The organism is Enterobacter cloacae complex sp. ECC445, from assembly GCF_021892025.1.
Classification (GTDB): domain Bacteria; phylum Pseudomonadota; class Gammaproteobacteria; order Enterobacterales; family Enterobacteriaceae; genus Enterobacter; species Enterobacter chengduensis.
This window is the reverse complement of sequence record NZ_JAKLRZ010000002.1, coordinates 385,221-405,050: the sequence shown is the minus strand read 5'-3', so window position 1 is coordinate 405,050 and position 19,830 is coordinate 385,221. Positions and strand designations below refer to the sequence as shown.

The 19,830-nt window shown below is 56.9% G+C and carries 19 protein-coding genes; 13 read left to right on the top strand and 6 right to left on the bottom strand.

Features of this window, described 5'->3' with window-relative positions; translation table 11 throughout:
• Positions 1-16: 16 nt before the first annotated feature.
• From L6R44_RS03410 to rimL, 3 genes are all read left to right on the top strand, one after another.
• Positions 17-790, top strand: coding sequence for a transporter substrate-binding domain-containing protein (locus L6R44_RS03410; RefSeq protein ID WP_032640239.1), 774 nt, complete (start codon positions 17-19; stop codon positions 788-790).
• Positions 791-1,032: 242 nt separating this feature from the next.
• Positions 1,033-2,688, top strand: a complete 1,656-nt coding sequence (locus tag L6R44_RS03405) for a glucan biosynthesis protein D (protein WP_045326162.1) — start codon at positions 1,033-1,035, stop codon at positions 2,686-2,688.
• Between the two features lie 105 nt (positions 2,689-2,793).
• A complete protein-coding gene (gene rimL / locus L6R44_RS03400) occupies positions 2,794-3,333 on the top strand; it encodes a 50S ribosomal protein L7/L12-serine acetyltransferase (protein ID WP_237423266.1) in 540 nt (179 codons plus the stop codon).
• On the opposite strand, the gene ydcK is transcribed toward rimL, so the two are convergent.
• A complete protein-coding gene (ydcK, locus tag L6R44_RS03395; protein WP_237423265.1) occupies positions 3,328-4,308 on the bottom strand; it encodes a YdcK family protein in 981 nt (326 codons plus the stop codon). The two genes, rimL and ydcK, sit on opposite strands and share 6 nt — an antisense overlap.
• Positions 4,309-4,443: 135 nt before the next feature.
• Here ydcK and tehB point away from each other — a divergent pair, with 135 nt between their 5' ends.
• Positions 4,444-5,037, top strand: a complete 594-nt coding sequence (gene tehB, locus L6R44_RS03390) for a tellurite resistance methyltransferase TehB (RefSeq protein ID WP_237423264.1) — start codon at positions 4,444-4,446, stop codon at positions 5,035-5,037.
• Here the strand turns inward: tehB and pepT are convergent.
• Positions 5,034-6,263 carry a peptidase T gene (gene pepT / locus L6R44_RS03385; RefSeq protein WP_237423263.1) on the bottom strand — a complete coding sequence of 410 codons (1,230 nt, stop codon included), beginning with the start codon at positions 6,261-6,263 and terminating at the stop codon, positions 5,034-5,036. The two genes, tehB and pepT, sit on opposite strands and share 4 nt — an antisense overlap.
• Positions 6,264-6,374: 111 nt before the next feature.
• Between pepT and L6R44_RS03380 the strand changes: the two genes are divergently transcribed.
• Both L6R44_RS03380 and L6R44_RS03375 read left to right on the top strand, forming a co-directional pair.
• Positions 6,375-7,970, top strand: a complete 1,596-nt coding sequence (locus L6R44_RS03380) for an ABC transporter substrate-binding protein (RefSeq protein WP_237423296.1) — start codon at positions 6,375-6,377, stop codon at positions 7,968-7,970.
• Between the two features lie 135 nt (positions 7,971-8,105).
• Complete coding sequence (locus L6R44_RS03375; RefSeq protein ID WP_237423262.1) at positions 8,106-8,780, top strand: DUF3313 domain-containing protein; 675 nt, start codon at positions 8,106-8,108, stop codon at positions 8,778-8,780.
• A 34-nt stretch (positions 8,781-8,814) separates the two neighbouring features.
• Here the strand turns inward: L6R44_RS03375 and L6R44_RS03370 are convergent, their stop codons facing one another.
• Positions 8,815-9,711: a DMT family transporter gene (locus L6R44_RS03370; RefSeq protein ID WP_032640222.1), complete on the bottom strand. Its 897-nt coding sequence runs from the start codon at positions 9,709-9,711 to the stop codon at positions 8,815-8,817.
• A gap of 174 nt (positions 9,712-9,885) precedes the next feature.
• Here L6R44_RS03370 and L6R44_RS03365 point away from each other — a divergent pair, with 174 nt between their 5' ends.
• Positions 9,886-10,758, top strand: coding sequence for a helix-turn-helix transcriptional regulator (locus L6R44_RS03365; protein ID WP_032640219.1), 873 nt, complete (start codon positions 9,886-9,888; stop codon positions 10,756-10,758).
• Here the strand turns inward: L6R44_RS03365 and L6R44_RS03360 are convergent.
• Positions 10,648-11,904: a benzoate/H(+) symporter BenE family transporter gene (locus L6R44_RS03360; RefSeq protein WP_237423261.1), complete on the bottom strand. Its 1,257-nt coding sequence runs from the start codon at positions 11,902-11,904 to the stop codon at positions 10,648-10,650. The two genes, L6R44_RS03365 and L6R44_RS03360, sit on opposite strands and share 111 nt — an antisense overlap.
• A gap of 92 nt (positions 11,905-11,996) precedes the next feature.
• Here L6R44_RS03360 and L6R44_RS03355 point away from each other — a divergent pair, with 92 nt between their 5' ends.
• Both L6R44_RS03355 and L6R44_RS03350 read left to right on the top strand, forming a co-directional pair.
• Complete coding sequence (locus L6R44_RS03355) at positions 11,997-12,524, top strand: helix-turn-helix domain-containing protein (RefSeq protein WP_237423260.1); 528 nt, start codon at positions 11,997-11,999, stop codon at positions 12,522-12,524.
• Between the two features lie 80 nt (positions 12,525-12,604).
• Positions 12,605-14,569 (top strand): peptidase U32 family protein, encoded by a 1,965-nt coding sequence (locus L6R44_RS03350; RefSeq protein WP_237423259.1) that lies wholly within the window; start codon positions 12,605-12,607, stop codon positions 14,567-14,569.
• Here the strand turns inward: L6R44_RS03350 and L6R44_RS03345 are convergent, their stop codons facing one another.
• Positions 14,570-14,800 (bottom strand): DUF2554 family protein, encoded by a 231-nt coding sequence (locus tag L6R44_RS03345; RefSeq protein ID WP_032640211.1) that lies wholly within the window; start codon positions 14,798-14,800, stop codon positions 14,570-14,572.
• Positions 14,801-15,042: 242 nt separating this feature from the next.
• On the opposite strand from L6R44_RS03345, the gene L6R44_RS03340 reads away from it, so the two are divergent.
• Positions 15,043-15,405, top strand: a complete 363-nt coding sequence (locus L6R44_RS03340; RefSeq protein WP_237423258.1) for a hypothetical protein — start codon at positions 15,043-15,045, stop codon at positions 15,403-15,405.
• Positions 15,406-15,591: 186 nt separating this feature from the next.
• Here L6R44_RS03340 and ftrA read toward each other — a convergent pair whose 3' ends face one another.
• Entirely contained in the window at positions 15,592-16,599 is a 1,008-nt protein-coding gene (ftrA, locus tag L6R44_RS03335; protein WP_237423257.1) for a transcriptional regulator FtrA, read from the bottom strand.
• Between the two features lie 73 nt (positions 16,600-16,672).
• Between ftrA and L6R44_RS03330 the strand changes: the two genes are divergently transcribed.
• From L6R44_RS03330 to urtA, 3 genes are all read left to right on the top strand, one after another.
• A complete protein-coding gene (locus tag L6R44_RS03330; RefSeq protein WP_237423256.1) occupies positions 16,673-17,086 on the top strand; it encodes a rhodanese-like domain-containing protein in 414 nt (137 codons plus the stop codon).
• Positions 17,087-17,242: 156 nt separating this feature from the next.
• The gene (locus tag L6R44_RS03325; RefSeq protein ID WP_237423255.1) at positions 17,243-18,346 is read left to right on the top strand and encodes a cobalamin-independent methionine synthase II family protein; all 1,104 of its coding nucleotides are present in this window, start codon (positions 17,243-17,245) and stop codon (positions 18,344-18,346) included.
• Positions 18,347-18,546: 200 nt separating this feature from the next.
• Positions 18,547-19,818: an urea ABC transporter substrate-binding protein gene (gene urtA / locus L6R44_RS03320; protein WP_237423254.1), complete on the top strand. Its 1,272-nt coding sequence runs from the start codon at positions 18,547-18,549 to the stop codon at positions 19,816-19,818.
• Positions 19,819-19,830 lie beyond the last annotated feature (12 nt).

The following is a 19,830-nucleotide window of genomic DNA, read 5'->3' as shown; positions in this document are numbered from 1 at the left end:
CTCTGAGGAGTTGTTGATGAAATTACGCGCGCTAGTTGTCGGCATGGGATTGCTGTGTACCTTTTCCTCCTTCGCGGCGTCCGAGCTGCGTTACGGTCTGGAAGCCGAATATCCGCCGTTTGAAAGCCGCAATGCGGCGGGCGAACTGGAAGGGTTTGACGTGGAGCTGGGGAATGCCATCTGCAAAGCGGCAGCGCTGAAGTGCAGCTGGGTGGAAACCTCGTTTGATGCGTTAATCCCGGGGCTGGTGGCGAAGAAGTTTGACGCCATCAATTCGGCGATGAACATCACCGAGCAGCGCCGCAAGAGCATTGATTTTACCCAGCCGATCTACCGCATTCCGTCGCAGCTGGTCGGCAAGGCCGGTACGGCGGTTGAGGCGACGCCGGAAGGGCTGAAGGGCAAAACCATTGGCGTACTGCAGGGCTCCATTCAGGAAACCTACGCGAAAGAGCACTGGGAAAAGCACGGTGTCACCGTGGTGTCTTATAAAGATCAGAATATGGCCTGGGGCGACCTGCTGAATGGCCGTATCGACGCCTCGCTGGTGATGTCCGCGGCCGGGCAGGCAGGGTTCCTCAGCAAGCCGCAGGGTAAAGGGTTTGGCTTCATCGGCAAGCCGGTGTCTGACGACACTATCCTCGGCAGCGGGATCGGTTTTGGGCTGCGTAAAGGTGACGAGGCCACCAAAAAGCAGCTTGATGCCGCAATTGATAAAGTACGTGCCGACGGCACGATCGCTAAACTCGCTGATAAGTACTTCCCGGGTATCGATGTCAGCGTAAAATAACCACCTCCTTTGCCCCGGCTGTTGATGTCCTGACGGGGCATTTTTCTACACATTTTCCAGGCTTTCTTTACACCACTTTCGGGCCGTTCTGGTCGACAGAAAATATTTCTCGGTTTGTTCATATAATCACCGGCCAACAATTGGATTCTTAACCATTTTTGTTTAGGCTGTGCGTTCTTTCTTGCCGTCATTTCGCCGAGCGCGGAACACATTCACACGACCATAAGGACGTTTTTCCAGGCATGAATCGCAGACGTTTTCTAAAAGGCTCGCTGGCAGTGGCAGCCCTGAGCGGCACCTCTGGCCTTGCTTCCCTGTTTTCCAACGCGGCATACGCTGCCGACTCTGACATTGCTGACGGCCAGAGCCGTCGTTTTGACTTCTCCGTACTGCAATCCATGGCGCATGACCTGGCGAAAACCCCGTGGGGTGGCGCGCCGCGTCCGCTGCCGGAGACGCTGGCGACCATGACGCCGCAGGCGTATAACGCCATCCGCTACGATGAGAAGCAGTCTCTGTGGAACAACATTGAAGGGCGTCAGCTGGACGTGCAGTTCTTCCATATGGGAATGGGGTTCCGCCGCCGCGTGCGGATGTTCTCCCTGGACCAGTCCACCTCTATGGCGCGCGAGATCCACTTCCGTCCGGAGCTGTTCAGCTACGGTGAAACCGGGGTGGATACCAAACAGCTGGAAGGGCAAAGCGATCTCGGCTTTGCGGGCTTCCGCGCCTTTAAGGCGCCGGAGCTGGCGCGTCGCGATATCGTCTCTTTCCTGGGCGCGAGCTATTTCCGCGCGGTGGACGACACCTATCAGTACGGCCTTTCCGCACGCGGTCTGGCGGTAGATACCTTTACCGACACGCCGGAAGAGTTCCCGGACTTTACCGCCTTCTGGTTTGAAACCGTCAAGCCTGGCGACACCACCTTTACCGTTTATACGCTGCTCGATAGCCCGAGCATTACCGGTGCCTACAAGTTCGTGATCCACTGCGAGAAGAGTCAGGTGATCATGGAGGTGGAAAACCACCTCTACGCGCGTAAGGACATCAAGCAGCTCGGCATCGCGCCGATGACCAGCATGTTCAGCTGCGGCAATAACGAACGCCGCATGTGCGATACCATCCACCCGCAAATTCATGACTCCGACCGCCTGGCGATGTGGCGCGGCAACGGGGAGTGGATCTGCCGTCCGCTGAATAACCCGCAGAAGCTCCAGTTCAACGCCTATATGGATAAAAACCCGAAAGGGTTCGGCCTGCTGCAGCTCGACCGCGATTTTTCGCACTATCAGGACGTGATGGGCTGGTATAACAAACGCCCGAGCCTGTGGGTTGAGCCGCGTAACGACTGGGGGAAAGGCGCGGTTGGCCTGATGGAGATCCCGACCACCGGCGAAACGCTGGATAACGTGGTCTGCTTCTGGCAGCCGGAAAAAGCGGTGAAGGCGGGCGACGAGCTGGACTTCAAATATCGTCTGTACTGGAGCGCCATGCCGCCGGTGCGCTCTCCGCTGGCCAACGTTTTCGCCACCCGTACCGGCATGGGCGGGTTCCCGGAAGGCTGGGCGCCGGGCGAAAATTACCCGAAAGTGTGGGCCCGTCGCTTTGCGATCGACTTCGTCGGCGGTGACCTGAAGGCCGCTGCGCCAAAAGGCATCGAGCCGGTGATTACGCTCTCCAGCGGTGAAGCGAAGCAGGTTGAGATCCTCTACGTTGAGCCGTTTGACGGCTATCGCATTCTGTTTGACTGGTACCCGACCTCGGATTCAACCGAGCCGGTAGATATGCGTCTGTTCCTGCGCTGTCAGGGCGACGCCATCAGCGAAACCTGGCTGTACCAGTATTTCCCGCCCGCGCCGGATAAACGTCAGTATGTTGACGACCGGGTAATGCGTTAACGCTTGTGGGATTGTGCCGGGTGGCGGCTGCGCCTTACCCGGCCTACTCTGGACGCATTTGTAGGCCGGGTAAGCGTTAGCGCCACCCGGCAATGGAGAGGCACCATGTCTTCAGAAATTATCCCCGTTTCCCAGGATATCGAACTTCGCGCCGTCGAAGAGCGCTATACCGCCGACCTGCACAATCTCGTCGTCAAAAACAGAGCCTTTCTGCAAACCGCCTTTGACTGGGCGCAGCACGTGGGCAGCGAAGAGGATACCCGCCGCAACGTGCAGAGTAACCAGATGCTGCACCAGCGCGGCTACGCCAAAATGTTTCTGATCTTCAAGGATGATGCGCTGGTTGGCGTCCTGTCGTTCAACATCATTGAACCGACCAACAAAGCCGGCTACATCGGCTACTGGCTGGATGAAGCCCACCAGGGTCAGGGCATTCTCTCTCAGTCACTGCAGGCGTTTATGCGCTACTACGCTGAACGCGGTGAGATCCGTCGTTTTGTGATCAAGTGTCGGGTGGCGAATCAGCACAGCAACAGTGTTGCCGTGCGCAACGGTTTTACGCTGGAAGGGTGCCTGCGGGAAGCGGAATACCTGAATGGTCGCTTTGACGATGCGAATATCTACGGCCGGATCTATACCCTATAACGCGCCCAGCAGCGGCGTGCGGGTGATGCGCTGGTCACCGTTAATCACTTTTTCGCCGCGCAGGTGAATGCTCTCGCCGGCAAACGCTTCAATGACCGCATCGTCGGAGATTTCAACCCGGTGTTCGATAAGCACATCTCCGCTGATGCGCGCGCGCCCCTGGATCACCACTTTATCATCCAGCATGATTGGCCCGCCGCGCAGCCAGGCCTGCCCGCCAATCAGGACGTGATGCTTGATGACGCAGTTGCCTTCGACCACGGCATTCTCCGCAATCTGCGAGCTATAGCGCACCGTGGGGATGGCATCGTCGTCAAACCCGGCTATCACGCGGGCGTTACCATAGACTTTTGCGCAGTCGCACACCCAGACGTTGTTGAGTTCGTTACCCTCCAGGATCGCGTTGTCGAAGACTTCGGCCCGGTGTTCAACAAAGGCAAAATTGACCATCGCCTCGCCGTAGATTTGCGCCTGGTGCACAATCCGTGACTGGCTCACCGTCGCCTTGTCGTAGATTTGCAGGATCTGTTCATGGTCCGGCGTCAGCCCTTTGGCGGCAATGACCACGCTGTGATGCAGCACGCGCGCGTCGCCGTAGATATGACACTCGCCCCGTACGCAGGATTGCTGAATGGTGACGTTGTCACTTATTCGCGCCCCGTGGCTGACCTCTGCGCCGTCCAGCCAGCAGCTGTCGCCGATATGCGCGTCATGGCTAATGATGCATGGAAGGGTAAGACGCGCGTTGCCGGAGACGACTGCACCCGCGAACACCACGCTGTTTTCATCGTAGATCCAGCAGTCGCCGTCCTGCGCGAGGGCGCGCTCATCGTCAATCCAGCCGCCTCTCGTGCCGACTGTCACGTCGTTAAAGTCCGCCGTGGCGATAATCTGCCGCAGCGTGGTGGCGTGGGTGGTTTCGCCGTTTTTCCATTGCCATAGGCGGGTCTCGTCGCTAAGGCGATATTTGTTCATCTTCATATCTCTGATAAGCGTCTTCACTAAACGTAGCAAAGTTTTCGCATTTCGAGCGGCTTGGCAACCAGACGGTAAACGCCTTAAAATGGCATGTAAAATGCACTTTCACTTTATGCGAACGCAGGAAAAACAATGACCGTCGATGAGAATTACTTCACAGAGAAATATGGCTTAACCCGTACCCATTCAGAGGTGCTGTACAGCGCGGAGATTGTGAAGCCCGGTAAAACGCTCGATCTGGGCTGCGGCAACGGCCGTAACAGCCTGTACCTTGCGGCCAACGGGTACGACGTGACCGCATGGGACAAGAACCCGATGAGCATCGACAATATCGAGCGCATCAAGGCGGAAGAAGGGATTGCTAATCTGCATACCGCGATTAAGGATCTGAACAACCTGAGCTTTGACGGCCAGTACGATTATATTCTCTCTACCGTGGTGATGATGTTCCTTGAGGCAAAAACCATCCCGGGCCTTATCGCCAATATGCAGCGTTGCACGACGCCGGGCGGTTACAATCTGATCGTTGCCGCCATGGATACGGCAGACTACCCCTGCACGGTCGGCTTCCCGTTTGCCTTCAGGAGCGGTGAGCTGAGCAACTACTACGAAGGCTGGGAGTTGCTCAAATACAACGAGGACGTTGGCGAACTGCACCGCACTAATGAAAACGGCAACCGCATCAAGCTGCGCTTTGCCACGATGCTGGTACGCAAGCCCGCTTAACGGGCGGCCAGCAGGCAGATCTGCAGGGCAGTCTTATAAGACGCCTCAAACGACGACAGCGGCAGGAATTCAAACTTCGAGTGGAAGTTATGCGCCCCGGTGAAGAAGTTCGGGGTGAGTAGCCCTTTAGCCGAGAGCGCCGCGCCGTCGGTGCCGCCGCGCATCGGCGTCGGTTTCGGCGTGATGCCGAGCGATTCCATTGCCTCGAACATCAGATCGATGGCGCGCCGGTCTTCGCCAATCGCATTGCTGATATTGCTGTAGGTATCTTCAATGCGATAGTCCACACTGGCCGTCGGATATTGGGCGGCAATCAGCGCGGCCACCTCGGCAATCTGCTGCTTGCGCGCGGCAAAGCTCTCCTTGTCAAAGTCGCGGATATTGGCCTTAAGAACGGCCTCGTTCTGTTCGGCCTGAATGCCGTTAAACCAGATATAGCCTTCACGTCCCTCGGTGCACTCGGGCGTTTGCTGGCGGTCAAAATGGCTGATGTAATCAGTCGCCATCAGCAGGGGATTCACCAGTACGCCTTTGGCGGACATCGGGTGCGCCGTCACGCCGGTAAAACGGATTTCCGCGGCTGCCGCATTAAAGTTCTCGTAGACAATCTCACCCAGCTCGCAGCAGTCAATGGTCCAGGCAAAGTCGACGTCGAAGCGCTTTAGATCGAGCGCCTTGGCACCGTTCAGGCCGATCTCTTCGTCAGGCACAAACGCCACGACGATATCGCCATGCCGGTGCTCCGCCGTCAGGTTTTCCAGCACCGTCATGACCACCGTGACCGCCGATTTATTATCGGCGCCCAATACGCTGGTTCCGTCGCTGAAAATAATCTCCTCGTTCGGATAAGCCAGAATTTCGGGATGCTCGTTTACCCGTAGCCAGATGTCTTTCTCTTTATTCAGACAGAGATCTTCACCGGTAAACGTTAATATTTGTGGATGAATATCCGGTGAAAGTCCCACGTCGACGGTATCAATATGGGTAATAAAGCCGATGCGCGGCGCACCGGGCACGTTGCCTTTTTTAACCGCCGTCACCGTCGCGAATTCATCAATCACAATGTCGTCTAACCCCAGCTGTGCCAGCTCCTGCGCCAGCTCACGCGCCATGTCATGCTGGCCCGGCGTTGAGGGCAGGGTTTTGACTCTGGGATCGCTCTGGCTGGTGATCGCGAGATAGCGGAAAAAACGGTGCGTTAATTGTCTGGAAAGCGGCGAGCCCATAGTGATTTATTCCTTATTTATTTTTCAGGTGTTTGCCACATCACTTTAATGTTATTTATGAAATGGCAAAAGAATTAATTAGCCGTCGAATTAAAAAGACAGGAATAAATGATGACAAGCAAACTCACAACTTTCACATTGGCGCTCGCGGCACTCACTGTCAGTTCCGCTGTCGCTGCGAAAACGCTGGTGTATTGCTCCGAAGGATCGCCGGAAAACTTTAACCCTCAGCTTTACACTTCGGGAACCAGCGTCGACGCCAGCGCCGTGCCGGTCTATAACCGTCTGGTCGATTTCAAACCCGGCACCACGGAGCTGGTGCCGAGCCTGGCGGAACGCTGGGAGGTGAGCGACGACGGCAAGGTTTACACCTTCCATCTGCGCAAGGGCGTGAAGTTCCAGAGCAATAAATCCTTCACGCCGACCCGTGACTTTAACGCCGACGACGTGATCTTCTCGTTTATGCGGCAAAAAGACGTGAATCATCCCTACCACAACGTCTCTAACGGCAGCTATTCCAACTTCGAAAGCCTGGAGTTCGGCAGCCTGATTACCGCCATTGATAAAGTCGATGACCACACCGTGCGCTTTACCCTGGCGCACCCGGAAGCGCCGTTTGTCGCCGATCTGGCCTGGTATTTTGCCTCGATCCTTTCAGCGGAGTATGCCGACGCGATGCTGAAAGCGGGCACGCCGGAGAAGGTGGATATGGAACCCATCGGCACCGGACCGTTTAAGCTGGCGCAGTATCAGAAGGATTCCCGGATCCTGTTCACGGCGTTTGCCGACTACTGGCAGGGGAAATCGAAGCTGGACAGGCTGGTGTTTAGCATCACCCCGGATGCCTCCGTGCGTTTTGCCAAAATTGAGAAGAACGAATGTCAGGTGATGCCGTTCCCGAACCCGGCCGATCTGCCGCGCATGAAGACCAACAAAGATATCAACCTGATGAGCAAGGCCGGACTGAATACCGGCTTCCTGGCGTTCAATACGCAGAAGCCGCCGCTGGATAACGTGAAGGTCCGTCAGGCGCTGGCGATGGCCATCAATAAACCGGCCATTATTGATGCGGTGTTCCACGGTACCGGCACCGTGGCGAAGAATCTGCTGCCGCCGGACGTCTGGAGTGCCGACAGTGAGCTTAAGGATTACGACTACGATCCTGAAAAAGCCAAAGCGCTGCTGAAAGAGGCCGGCTTTGCCAGCGGCGTCAGCATCGATTTATGGGCGATGCCGGTCCAGCGTCCCTATAACCCGAATGCGAAACGCATGGCGGAGATGATTCAGGCGGACTGGGCGAAAATTGGCGTACAGACCAAAATCGTTACCTACGAATGGGGCGAGTATCTGAAACGCGTGAAGGGCGGAGAGCATCAGGCCGCGCTGATGGGCTGGACGACGGCCACCGGCGATCCGGATAACTTCTTCGGCCCGCTCTTTACCTGCACCTCGGCGAACGGCGGATCAAACTCGGCGAAATGGTGCTACAAGCCCTTCGATAACCTCATTGCCGAGGCGAAATCGATGACCGATCATGATAAGCGCGTGGCGTTGTATAAAGAGGCGCAGCAGATGATGCATGACCAGATGCCTGCGGTGATGATTGCGCATTCAACGATTTTCGAACCGGTACGCAAGGAGGTGAAGGGCTATGAAATCGACCCGTTTGGCAAACATCTGTTCTGGCAAGTGGATATAAATCAGTAATTTTTCACTGCCCGGCATGCGTCCGGGCAATCTTTTTGCAATTTGTGCTCTCCGCATCATTTTTTGTCACAACAAACCCGCCTCTCTTTTGCTATAACTTCAAATGCATACTTGCAGATAACATGGAAAACTATCATGCGTACTCAAACTTTTTTTAAAGTTGCAGCGCTTACTGGTCTATTGGCTTTGGCGGGTTGTTCTTCAAAAGTCGCCGCGCCAGAACAATACTCTGGCTTTTTAAAAGACTACTCCGGCCTGCAGCAGACGACGTCTGCGACGGGCAAGCCAACGCTGCGTTGGGTTGATCCTTCCTATAATGAAGCTAACTACGACAGTATTATCTGGACCCCGATTACCTACTATCCAACGCCAAAACCCACCACGCAAATCGGGCAAAAAACGCTTGATGAGCTGTTGAATTACACCAATACCAAAATGAAAACGGCGATTGGTACGCGTAAGCCGATTGTGACCACGCCGGGTAAACATAGCCTGATTTTTCGCGGTGCAATTACCGGGGTGAGTTCGCAGAAAGAGGGACTGCAGTTCTATGAAGTGGTGCCCGTTGCGCTGGTGGTTGCCGGTACGCAGATGGCAACCGGACACCGCACCATGGATACCCATCTTTACTTTGAAGGTGAGCTGATCGATGCGGCCACCAACAAACCGGTTATGAAGGTGGTGCGTAAAGGTGAAGGTAAAGAGCTGAATAACGAAAAAACACCAATGACCTTTGCGACGCTGAAGCAGGTTGTTGATGACATGGCGACGGACGCCACCATGTTTGATGTGAAAAAGACCGCGAAGTAACGTAAAAAGGCCTGCATTGCGCAGGCCTTTTTATTCACGCCGTTCTTAAGCGCCTGAACCAGGTTTCCGGTTTGGTAAACATCACCATATTTCCTCCCAGAATCAGCGCTAATCCCACAATGCCGTTGATATGCCAGACGTAGCCTTCATACACCGTGGAGATGGAGAGCGCCACCAGCGGGAAGAGCAGCGTACTGTAGGCCGCTTTGCCCGGACCAATGCGGCCTACCAGCGTGAAGTAAGCGCCAAAAGCAATCACCGAGCCAAACACGGCCAGATAAACCAGCGCGCCGAGATAGCTCACCGTCCATTCCGGCACAAAGCTATCGCCTCTGTAAAGCGCAATGCAGCCCATGACCAGCGTGCCGTACAGCATTGCCCAGGCGTTGGTGGTCATGGTTTCCAGACCTCTGCGCTGATGACGCATGCTGATCATATTGCCCAGCGAGAAGCCGTAGGTGCCAAGCGCGGAAAGACCAATCCCGGTCAGGAGCGACGCGCTCCAGCCGCTGGCCAGCAGATCGTCCCAGAAGAGGGTGACGATCCCGACCAGGCCCAGCGCTGCCGCCGTCCAGAAACGCGCGGGCGGGCGCTGGCCGAAGAAAATAAAGCTATTAATGGCGTTGTAGAGCACGGCCATGGAGAAGATCACCGACTCCAGCCCGGTATTGATGTGCGAGGCGGCGGTGTAAAAGCACCAGAAGTTAAAGCAGAAAACGCAGCACCCCTGGAGCATGCAATAAAGGTGATCCCGCAGCGCCAGCGTGCGCAGGCGGCGCAGGGCGATTAACACCACCATCATCGTGAGGCTGGCGACGGCGAAACGCCAGAAAATAGAGACGGGCGCGGCAACGGGACCCTGCTGCAGGAAAATCGCAATCCACGTGGTTCCCCAGATGATCACCACCAGTCCGTATAATAATGCGTTCATACTCTTTCTCTTCTCAAACCACGGAAGCCCGCAGTATGGCGCTGAGATTCGCAGCGGGCTTGCACCTGCTTGCGGGTGACTTGCAAAATCTTGCGCTTTTTTCTTCCACCGGGTCTGGCAACGGGAGACAACTCTTCTTAGACTGATGTTTCGAACAATCATGCGCTAACGGTTATGTCACACGCTTACGATACCTTTGAAACGCTTTGCCAACAGAATGCGGTCCTGCGGGAGACCGTCTCGCTGAATTCGGGTATTCAGCTGGCAGCGTGGTACAACAAGCACGATACGATAACCGTGAAAAGTAACCACCATACCCTCAGCCTGTACGTGGCTGACGGCTACGAGAGCTACCAAAAAACGCCGGGCGGCTGGAAGAACGGCGGAGGACCGGACCGTTTCTGCCTGATGCCCAAAGAGAGCGAATCGACGTGGGATATCCGTGACGACCTGTCGTTTGTGCATCTTTACTGCACCGATGAACACCTGCGCGACGTGGGGGAAAAGATCTGGGACAAGCGGCCGCTTTCGCTGACCCTCGACGAGCGCATTTTTGGCAGCGATCCGAAGATCACCGCGCTGTATCGACAGTTTTTATTGGGCTGCGACTGGCAGCAGCACGCCAACCAGCTCACCCTGAGCACGGCCTCAACGCTGCTCCTGACCCATCTGCTGCAAAACTACGCTAACGTGCAGTGGAAGCTGCCGGTCGTCACCGGCGGGTTGTCGCCGTTCGTGCTGCGCAACGTGCTGGCCTTTATCGAAGAGAACCTGGGTCAGCCCCTGACGCTGGCTGAACTGGCGGCGCAGGCTGCCCTCAGCGAATACCATTTTGCCCGCATGTTCCGCCAGTCGACGGGGCTGGCACCGCATCAGTATGTGATGCAAAGACGCATGGAAAAGGCGAAAGAGATGGTGCAGCATACCTCAACGCCGCTAACGGATATCGCCCTGGCCTGCGGGTTTAACTCCGCCAGCCACTTCAGTAACCGTTTTCGCAGCGTTATGGGCCTTACGCCGTCTCAGCTGCGCGCGGCGAGCGCGTGAAAACAGGGCATAGCACACGCCGCCCAGCACCAGCCCCCAGAATGCCGAACCGATGCCCAGGAGCGTGACGCCGCTCGCGGTCATCAGGAACGTGACGATGGCCGCGTCGCGCTCCGCTTCGTGGCTTAATGCCTGATATAAACTTCCGCTGATGGTGCCCAGCAGCGCCAGACCGGCCAGCGTCTGGATCCAGCTGAGCGGCAGAGCGGCCATCAGCCCGGTGATCGAGCCGCCGAAAATCCCCGCCAGCAGATAAAACCCGCCTGCCGCGATGGCCGCCAGCCAGCGTTTATCGGCATCCGGATGGGCATCCGGGCTTTGACAAATGGCGGCAGTAATGGCCGCGATACAAACAGAAAAGACGCCAAAAGGCGAAAGCAGCAGCGCCAGCGCGCCGGTAGCAATGATGAGCGGCGAGACCGCCAGCGGGTAACCGGAGGCCTTCATCGTGGCGAACCCCGGCGCGTTTTGCGAAGCCATGGTGACCAGGAAGAAGGGCACGCCAATGCTCACCAGGCTGGTGAACGTGAACGTAGGGGCAATAAATTCAGGCATGACCAAAGAGAGGGTAACCTTATCCGTGACAACGTCACCGCCCGCCCAGGCCGCGATCCCCCCGACCAGCAGCGTGACCACGATGGCATAGCGCGGAGCCAGCGCCCTGGCGATGAGCCACGCCGCTATCATGCTGCCGCACAGCAGAAAGTGCCCCTCAAGATGCGCAAACGCGTGGAGGCCAAACTGCAGCAATACCCCGGCCAGCATGGCGGCAGCAAGCGAATGGGGGATCAGCTTCATCAGACGGGCGAAAAGGCCGGTGATGCCGCAGAGCAAAATAAGCGCGTTAGCAAAGATAAACACGCCGATGGTCTCTGCCAGCGTCACGCCGTGCAGGCTGGTGGCGAGCAGCGCCGCGCCGGGCGTCGACCAGGCGGTCAGGACCGGTGCTTTATACCACCAGGAAAGCGCCAGGGTGCTGACGCCCATGCCAATCCCCAGCGCGGTCATCCAGCCCGCAATCTGCTGCGCGCTGGCGCCTGCCGCAGCGGCGGCCTGCCAGATGATGGCGGCCGAGCTGGCGTAACCGACCAGCACGGCGACAAATCCTGCCAGTACGGCCGGAACAAGATGAGAGGAAGGGCGCATGATAACTCCGCTGTGCGTTATAACGTCCGTTATAAGGTAGCACTGTGCGCTATAGCGTACAAGTGGTATGCTGATCGCCATCAGGAGGAAACATGGACATCACACAACATCTTGCAACCACGCTGAAAGCGCTGCGCCAGGCGCGCGGCTGGAGTTTGTCGAAGCTCGCGGACGAGACCGGCGTGTCAAAAGCCATGCTTGGGCAAATCGAGCGCAATGAGTCCAGCCCGACGGTGTCGACGCTGTGGAAAATTGCCACCGGGCTGAACGTGCCGTTTTCCGCGTTTATCACGCCGGAGGCTGACCGGCAGGCGGTGTTTGACCCGCAGCAGCAGGCGATGGTCGTCAAGCCGCTTTTTCCGTGGGACGAAACGCTCGGGGTTGATTATTTTTCCATTACCCTGGCCCCCGGCGCGCTGAGTGAATCCACGCCGCATGAGGCCGGAGTGATTGAACATGTGGTGGTCATTAGCGGAGAACTGGAGATGAAAATCGACGGCGAATGGCAGACGGTTTATGCCGACTCGGGCGTCCGTTTTGCCGGCGATAAACCGCACGCCTACCGCAACAGCAGCGACCGGACGGTGCATTTTCACTCCCTGATTCATTATCCCCGCTGACGCTGCGCAAAACTGTTTCGCTGACGCAGACTTCTGACTACAATAGCCGCCATTTTGACCATAACGGATAACGACGAAGTATGCGCCTGCAATCCCATCATCTTGAACTTTTAAGCCCGGCCCGCGACGCCGCCATTGCCCGTGAAGCGATCCTTCACGGCGCTGACGCCGTCTACATCGGTGGCCCGGGCTTCGGTGCCCGCCATAACGCCAGCAACAGCCTGAGCGATATTGCAGAACTGGTGCCGTTTGCCCATCGCTTCGGGGCGAAAGTGTTCGTGACCCTGAACACCATTCTTCATGATGATGAGCTGGAGCCTGCGCAACGTCTGATTACCGATCTCTATCAGGCCGGGGTGGATGCCCTGATCGTTCAGGATATGGGCGTGCTGGCGCTGGATATTCCGCCCATTGAACTGCATGCGAGTACCCAGTGTGATATCCGTACGGTAGAGAAGGCGAAGTTTCTCTCCGACGTCGGCTTTTCGCAGATCGTTCTGGCGCGCGAGCTTAACCTGAATCAAATTCGTGATATTCACCAGGCCGCGGACGCGACGATTGAGTTCTTCATCCACGGCGCGCTGTGCGTCGCCTATTCCGGGCAGTGCAACATTTCCCACGCGCAGACGGGCCGCAGCGCCAACCGCGGCGACTGTTCTCAGGCCTGCCGACTGCCGTATACCCTGAAAGACGATCAGGGGCGCGTCGTCGCGTTCGAAAAACACCTGCTTTCCATGAAGGATAACGATCAGACGGCCAACCTGGGCGCCCTGATCGACGCGGGCGTGCGTTCCTTCAAGATTGAAGGGCGCTACAAAGATATGAGCTACGTGAAGAACATCACCGCGCACTATCGTCAGATGCTGGACGCCATCATCGAAGACCGCGGCGACCTGGCGCGCGCGTCGGCTGGCCGTACCGAGCATTTCTTTATTCCGTCGACGGACAAAACGTTCCACCGCGGCAGCACGGACTATTTCGTGAATGCCCGTAAAGGGGACATCGGCGCGTTCGACTCGCCGAAGTTTATCGGTTTACCGGTGGGTGAAGTGCTGAAGGTGGCGAAAGATCACCTGGATGTCCAGGTGACGGAACCGCTGGCAAACGGTGATGGCCTCAACGTGATGATTAAGCGTGAAGTCGTGGGCTTCCGTGCCAATACGGTTGAGAAAACCGGCGAAAACCGCTACCGCGTATGGCCGAATGAAATGCCTGCCGATCTCTACAAGGCGCGGCCAAACGCGGCGCTTAACCGTAACCTCGATCATAACTGGCAGCAGGCGCTGCTGAAAACCTCCAGCGAGCGTCGTATCGCGGTGGATATCGAGCTTGGCGGCTGGGAAGAGCAGCTGATTCTGACCATGACCTGTGAAGACGGCATCAGCGTGACCCATACGCTCGAGGGTCACTTCGACGTGGCAAACAACGCGGAAAAAGCGCTTAACAGCCTGAAGGATGGCGTGGCGAAGCTGGGCCAGACGATCTACTACGCGCGCGCTATCGATGTGAATCTGCCGGACGCGCTGTTCGTGCCAAACAGCCTGCTTAACGCATTCCGCCGTGAAACGACAGAGTTGCTGGATGCCGCGCGCCTGGCACAGTATCCGCGCGCCAGCCGTAAAGCGGAAACCGTCCCTGCGCCAGTCTACCCGGAGACCCATTTATCCTTCCTGGCCAACGTCTACAACCATAAGGCGCGCGAGTTCTATCATCGCCACGGCGTGCAGCTGATTGACGCCGCCTATGAAGCGCACGAAGAGAAGGGCGACGTGCCGGTGATGATCACCAAGCACTGCCTCCGCTTTGCGTTTAACCTGTGTCCCAAGCAGGCGAAAGGCAACATTAAGAGCTGGAAGGCCACGCCCATGCAGCTGGTAAACGGTGACGAAGTGTTGACGCTCAAGTTTGACTGCCGTCCATGCGAAATGCATGTGATTGGTAAGATGAAGAACCACATCTTCAAAATGCCGCAGCCCGGCAGCATCGTGGCGTCCGTTAGTCCGGACGACCTGATGAAAACGCTGCCAAAACGCAAGGGCAGCTAATTACCGAACGTGCGTGTCCGGTTTGCGCGATTTTTGCCACAGGTGATGCTCGCGCAAACCCTCCGCCGATTCTTCCGCAGCACTCCGCAACTCATCGCTGTCGGCTTCATGACGAAGCTGATGCGCGACGTTCTTTACCCATAAATATTCATGTCCTTTGTGCCCGGCCATAAGCTGGCCTGAAAACAGCGCACAGATAAGCATGATGAGAGATAACCCTTTTTTTATCATGGCTTCACCGCTAAATGATTTTGCCGGGTAATCATGGCGATTATTTCTTAGGGTTATTATTCAAAACGTCAAAGTACGGCAAAGAAAATGTCAAATACTGTTGGTATGGAATTCTTTTTAAGAAACATCCTAAATGCCACTAGCGCGCTGTAAACTACCACTTCTGGTAATTAAACAGACGTTTCTTTTAAGGATTATCCTATATAATAGTGATTCTCTGGCTAAGGAATGAGTCTCAATAAATGAAAAAAATAATCGCGTTTGCGCTCCTCGTGGTGGCCGTTGGTGCAACGGCAGGGGTTCGCTATATCGGGAATGATGAACCAGAATACATTCAGTCCGCAGAAACCCGCGTTGGTTCATATTTAACCAGTGATTACGGGCGTGTAGCCTGCAAGAGTAAAAAAGTAGACGTCCAACGCTGGGAATTAGATTGCCTGCATCAGGCAAGAGGAAAAATATTCCAGTTTGCGGTGTATCCTTCTGAAAAAGCCCCTTATGGCGTTTCGCGTTCGTTTTATCTCGAAGCGATTAACGACGATGCTAAGCAGAGCGCCGATCAGGGCCTGATGCGTTATTTGCAAATCAACACGAAGGCGAGTTAATAAGGCTGTTTAGCTTTCGTTAATCTAATCAGTGTTAGTTTGTAAGGGATCCGCAGCCCGACCATGGAGTGTCGGGACGTAGAGACCAAAATACAAATCTATCCATGCAAGCATTTACCGCCTTTTGGGGCGGTTTTTTTTTGGACGGTTCACTGCGGGCTTAACCCTGCGTGAAACCCTCGGCCGTTAGCGGGCCGTACCTGGACGTGAAAATTGCTTGCGGTACTGAGCCGGAGAAAGGGCAAACTGCTGGCGGAAATGATGACGCAACGTGGCCGCCTGACCAAACCCGGTCTGTTCAGCGATGCTGTCGATGCTTAACCGGCTGCTTTCCAGATAATCTTTTGCTCTCAGCAGACGCTCATTGATCAGCCAGCGAGCAGGCGTCGTACCCGTTGCCGCCTCAAAGCGACGAAGGAAGGTGCGCTGACTCATGCCGACCCGACGCGCCAGGGAGTCGACGCTGTGCGCCTCGATAAGATGCGTGTGCAGAAAATCAAACAGCTGGCCCAGGCGCTGGCTCTCCCGCAGCTGGGCCACCGGCCGGCTCAGCTGCTGTGGCTGTGAGCCATCCCGGTGAGGTGGAATGACCAGCCGCCGCGCCACGCTGTTGGCGGTTTCCATGCCATAATCCCGACGCACGACGTGCAGGCAGAGATCGATCCCCGCCGCGCTGCCCGCGGACGTCAAAATATCCCCTTCGTCCTGGTAGAGCACGTCCTCAACCACCTCGATGTCAGGGTAGCGGGCCTTAAGCACGTCAATATAGCGCCAGTGCGTTGTGGCCTTGCGGCCATTTAGCAGGCCCGTAGCGGCCAGCACGAACACCCCAGAACAGATAGAGAGCAGCCGGCATCCTCTGGCGCTGGCCTGGCGTAGCGCGCCGCAGAGCGCATCCGGAACCGGTGAATCCAGCCCCCGCCAGCCGGGAACCACAATCAGGTCCGCAGACGCCAGCAGGCTTAAATCACCATCGGTAATGATGCGGATCCCGCCCGTCGCCCGAAGTTCACCGTCGTCAACGCTCGCCACCGCAAAACGATACCATTCGTCGCCCAGCTCCGGACGCGGCAGGCCGAAGATCTCCACCGCCACGCCAAACTCAAAGGTACACAGACCGTCATACGCCAGCACAACCACCTGCGGGCGCGCAATTTGTCTTAAGTTTGTCATCTTTTTGCTGTTTTCTGGCATAAGCGAACGCATTCACGGGCTGAATTTGTGGATAGAGTAGTGTTAACACAAACGCCAAAGATGAGGAAGGATCATGAGCTATGTTACTGAATTTCCGGCTGCCGAGCCGCAGGAAGCCGTTACCCATTTTCTGCGTCGCCTGAGCGTCGAGACCGACTGCGCCGATGTGCATCATGCCATTGCCAGTGATGAGCAGGACTTTGTTTTGCTGCACGTGGTGGGGAGCCCGGCGCAGTTTGCCCGTCGTCACGTGCCGGGCGCTGTGCATATGCCGTGGAGCCAGATTACCGCCGAGCGCATGGCCCAGTGGCCGGAAGGCACGCTGTTTGTCGTTTACTGCGCGGGGCCGCACTGTAACGGCGCGGACAGGGCCGCGCTGAAGCTGGCGCGTCTCGGGCTGCCGGTCAAAATTATGCTCGGCGGCATCACCGGCTGGGAAGACGAACGCTACGCGTTTGCCGGCCAGGAATCCGTTGCCACCCTGTGAAGATGAATTTTTTTCAACACCCGTGAAATTTTCTCGTTTGCCGGAGCCGGTGAGGTATGACATTGTTTTCGGACATTTAGACATCCAGAAGTCTAAAGATTCAAATAATGAATTATCACTGCTGGCAATCATCGCCGGCAGACTGAGGAGATTTGCATGCAACGACACCACGCCCCATACCGCGCCGACGTAGTCGGCAGTTTTTTACGCCCGGATGCCATCAGGCAGGCTCGCCTGAAGTTCGCCAGCGGCGAGATTGATGCCGGACAGCTTCGTGCGGTCGAGGACGAGGCGATTCGCCACGTCGTCGAGCAGCAGTGCGCGTGCGGCCTGAACGTGGTCACCGACGGTGAGTTTCGCCGCGCGTGGTGGCACTTTGACTTCTTCGACGGCCTGCAGGGCGTCGAGCGTTACGATTCCCAGCAGGGGATCCAGTTTAACGGGGTGCAAACCAAAGCCCACGGCGTGCGCGTCACCGGCAAGCTGGGCTTTGGCAACCACCCGATGCTGGAAGACTTCCGCTATCTGAAAAGCATCAGCGGCAGCGCGCAGCCGAAGATGACCATTCCCAGCCCGAGCGTGCTTCATTTCCGCGGCGGTCGCAAAGACATTGACGCGACGGTGTATCCCGACCTGAACGTCTATTTTGACGATCTGGCAACCACCTGGCGCGACGCCATTCGGGCCTTCTACGACGCGGGCTGCCGTTACCTGCAGCTGGACGACACCGTCTGGGCCTACCTGTGTTCGGACGATCAGCGCCGTCAAATCCGCGAGCGCGGGGACGATGCCGATGAGCTGGCGCGTATCTATGCCCGCGTTCTCAACAAGGCGCTGGAAGGCAAGCCGGAGGATCTGACCATCGGGCTTCACGTCTGTCGCGGTAACTTCCGTTCCACCTGGATTTCCGAAGGCGGCTACGAGCCGGTGGCTGAAGTGCTGTTTGGGACGGTCAACGTTGACGCGTTCTTCCTGGAATACGATAACGACCGCAGCGGTGATTTCGCGCCGCTGCGCTTTGTTCGCCCGGGCAAGCAGCAGGTGGTGCTGGGCCTGATCACCACCAAAAACGGCGAGCTGGAGAATCCGGAAGGCGTGAAGGCCCGTCTTGGAGAGGCGGCGAAATACGTGGCGAAGGAGCAGATTTGCCTGAGCCCGCAGTGCGGCTTTGCCTCGACCGAAGAGGGCAACAGCCTGAGCGAAGCCCAGCAGTGGGACAAAGTTCGCCTGGTGACGCAGATCGCCAGCGAAGTTTGGTAAAAGCCCCTCCGCAGCGCTGCATTATAAAAGTGCAGCGCTGTACCATTCTGAGTCGTTCTCTTTACATCCCGCATTCCACCGCCCGCTATAGCGCAATTTTCATTCTGGCACTCTTTTTGCTCCTGCTTCGCTGAGACTTTTTTTCCGCGTCCATGCCGTAACGGACGTTTTCGCACAGCGTTCTTTTCAGGAGTGAAAATATGCAGCGTCGTACCTTATTAAAGGCCTTTGCGTTATCCGCGTCCGTCGTGGCGATGGGCATGAGTTTTGGCGTGCAGGCGGCCGACACCATCAAAGTGGGGATCATGCATTCTCTGTCCGGCACCATGGCGATCTCGGAAACGCCGCTCAAGGACGTTGCCCTGATGACCATCGACGAGATCAACGCCAAAGGCGGCGTGCTGGGGAAAAAGCTGGAGCCGGTAGTGGTGGATCCCGCCTCAAACTGGCCGCTGTTTGCCGAGAAGGCGCGCCAGCTGCTGAGCCAGGATAAAGTGGCGGTGGTGTTTGGCTGCTGGACGTCGGTGTCGCGCAAATCCGTACTGCCGGTGTTTGAGGAGCTGAACGGCCTGCTGTTCTACCCGGTGCAGTATGAAGGTGAGGAAATGTCGCCAAACGTCTTCTATACCGGCGCGGCGCCGAACCAGCAGGCCATCCCGGCGGTGGAGTACCTGATGAGCGAAGACGGCGGCGCGGCGAAGCGCTTCTTCCTGCTGGGTACCGACTACGTTTACCCGCGCACCACCAACAAGATCCTGCGCGCGTTCCTGCATTCGAAAGGGGTGGAGGATAAGGACATCGAAGAGGTTTACACCCCGTTTGGTCACAGCGACTACCAGACCATCGTCGCCAGCATCAAGAAATTCTCCGCCGGCGGCAAAACCGCCGTGGTGTCGACCATCAACGGCGACTCCAACGTGCCGTTCTACAAAGAGCTGGCTAACCAGGGGCTGAAGGCCACCGACGTGCCGGTGGTGGCGTTCTCCGTCGGCGAAGAAGAGCTGCGCGGAATCGACACCAAACCGCTGGTGGGTAACCTGGCGGCGTGGAACTACTTTGAGTCCGTGGATAATCCAACCAACCAGGCGTTCGTCGCGGATTACAAAGCCTATGCGAAGGCGCACAAGCTGCCGAATGCCGATACCGTGGTGACCAACGACCCGATGGAGGCGACTTACGTGGGGATCCATATGTGGGCGCAGGCGGTGGAAAAAGCGGGCACCACCGACGTGGATAAGGTGCGCGCGGCGATGGCCGGTCAGTCATTTAAGGCGCCGTCTGGCTTTACGCTCACCATGGATGCTACCAACCATCATCTGCATAAGCCGGTCATGATCGGTGAAATTGAAGGCAACGGCCAGTTCAACGTGGTCTGGCAGACGGAACAGCCGGTGCGCGCCCAGCCGTGGAGTCCGTTCATCGCCGGGAATGACAAAAAGCCCGACCAGCCGATGAAAACCGCCAGCAACTAGGCCATTGCCTCA